General features: G+C 71.8%; 1 protein-coding gene. It reads right to left on the bottom strand.

The annotated features are described in order from the left end of the window. Window positions 1–2677 (bottom strand): amino acid adenylation domain-containing protein (locus tag AB0J80_RS38450; RefSeq protein ID WP_364714773.1); only part of this gene is annotated, 2677 nt, incomplete at both ends.

Below are 2677 nucleotides of genomic sequence, written 5' to 3' on the forward strand. Positions count from 1 at the left end.
CGGGAACACCGTGCGCAACGACTCATGCCGAGCCACCACGTCCTGCACCGCCGCCCGCAACGCCTCCCGATCCAGACGCCCGGACAGACGCAGCGCCAAGGGCATGTTGTACGTAGGCGAAGGACCTTCGAGCTGGGCGAGGAACCACAGGCGGCGCTGCGCATACGACAGCGGGACGGATGCGGGGCGCTCCACGCGGCGAACCGGGGCACGGACACCGGTGGTCTCGGCGTCGATCCGCGCGGCGAGCCCCGCCACGGACGGCGCCTCGAACACGGCCGCTACGGGCAGCTCAACCCCGAGCACCGCGCGTACCCGGCTGACGAGCCGGGTGGCGAGCAGGGAGTGTCCGCCCAGGGCGAAGAAGTCGTCGTCGACGCTCACCTGGGGCACACCGAGGACCTCGGCGAACAGTCCGCAGAGCATCTCCTCGCGCGACGACCGCGGCCGCCGACCACCGGCGGTCACGCCGCGCTGCGGTTCCGGCAGCGCACGCCGGTCGAGCTTGCCCGACGGAGTCAGCGGCAGCCTGCTGAGCACCACCCAGGAGACGGGCACCATGTAGTCCGGCAGGCGCTGGGCGGCGTGCCGGCGGGTCGCGCTGATCAAGGCACCGAGGTCACGGGTGGCCGTCGGGTTGTTGACCCACGGCCCCGCCCCCGCACGTGGCTGGTACGCGTCAGTCATCGCGGCGGGCGACACTTCGGCGGCCAGCAGCACCGCGTCGAAGCGGTCCAGCGCCTGACTCGACCAGGTGATCGCCACGTGGCGTCCTCGGGTGCCGGCCCAGCGCACGAGGTGCTCGGGGTCGACCGGCGCCGCGGGCACCGGCTCCGGCGGGGTGTCGGACTGCACCGCGCGAGCCTGGGCTGCCTCGTCGGTCAGCCGGGCGTTGGGGATCCCGGCGATCCGCACGGACCCCTCGTGGCCGGCGAGGTCCTCGACCGCGTACACGTCCCGGCCCCAGACCAGCCGCGGCACGTCGGCCAGCGAGGTCAGGGGCGCGCCGGTCTTGTGCAGCACGACCTCGTAGCGGTGCCGGGTGAGCTCGTTGTGGGCGCCGCCGCGCTTCAGCCGGATGTCCACGCCCGCGACGTCGTCATGGTCATCGCGCAGGGCGGTGAAGAACTCCGGCGCCACGACAAGTTCCTTCTCCACCAGAACGGACCGTTCCACTGCGGCTCGTACGGCGGCCGGGTCGCTCTCACGTCGCGCGTGGATCGCGGTGTGGAAGGTCCGCAGCGATTCGGCGTACCGGATGTCGCCGAGGACGATGCGGCCACCGGGGACCAGCAGGCTCATCAGCCGCTCGACGACCCGGGTGAGATAGGCACCGTCGGGGAAGTACTGCACGACGGAGTTGATGACGATCGTGTCGAACCGGTCGCGGGGCAGCCCGTCGACGTCGTCGGCCTGCCGGCTGAGCAGCCGGACCCGGTCGGCGAGGCCGGCGGCGGCCACCTGCTCTCCCAGCCGGTGCACGACGGCGGCGGAGAAGTCCGTCGCCCAGTATTCGTCGACGTCCCCGGCCAACTGCGACAGCAGCAGACCGGATCCGACGCCGACCTCCAGCACGCGGCGAGGGTGGAACTCGCGGATGAGCGTGACGGCGGCGTCGCGCCAGGACGACATCTCGTCGAGCGGGATCGGCTCGCCCGTGTAAGAGCTGTTCCATCCGGTGAAGTCGGCCCCGAAGGGCGCCTCGGACGGCAGGGCGTACCGCGTGTCGTAAATCTCGTGCCAGCCCGCCACCTGATCCGAGGTCTGCTGCGCGTCCGGCGTATCGGAGAGGTCGGGCACCAGGTAGGCGACAAGGGCGCGTTCTCCCGGACGGTCCTCCCGCACCGCGACGACCGCCTGCCGCACACCCTCGACCTCGGCCAGCACCGCCTCGATCTCACCCGGCTCGATCCGGAAACCCCGAACCTTCACCTGCTCATCAGCACGCCCCGCGAACTCCAACTGCCCATCCGCACGCCACCGCACCAGATCCCCGGTCCGATACATCCGCTCACCCACACCGAACGGACACGCCACGAACCGCTCACCCGTCAGAGCCGCCCGACCCAGATAGCCACGCGCCAACCCCGCACCGGCCAGATACAACTCACCCACCACACCAACCGGCACCGGACGCAACTCACCATCCAGCACGAACGCCCGCATCCCCGCCGTCGGACGCCCGATGGGCACCCCCGCACCCGACAACGGCTCACTCAACGTCGCACACACCGTGCACTCCGTCGGCCCGTACCCGTTCACCATCGACCGCCCCGGCGCCCACCGCGCCACCACCTCCGGCGGGCACGCCTCCCCACCGACGCCGAGGGTGCCCAGCCCGGTCAGCTCGGCGGCGGCTGCTTCGGGCAGCGTCGCCAGGACAGAAGGGGAGATGCCCGCGTGCGTGATGCGCTCGCGGGCGAGCAGGTCGGCGAGGTCCTCCCCGGCGAGCGGCCGCTCCGACTCCGGGATGACGAGTGTGCCGCCGGCGAAACCGGCGAGCATCTCCCACAGGGACATGTCGAAGCTGGGCGAGACGGCCTGCAGCACCCGGCTGCCGGCACCGACCGCCCACTTCTCCCGCTGGGTCTCGATGAGGCCGGCCATCCCCGCGTGCGTGACCACCACACCCTTGGGCCGCCCGGTCGAACCCGACGTGTAAATCACATACGCCGCC

This window comes from Actinoplanes sp. NPDC049548 (assembly GCF_040676695.1).
GTDB lineage: Bacteria > Actinomycetota > Actinomycetes > Mycobacteriales > Micromonosporaceae > Actinoplanes.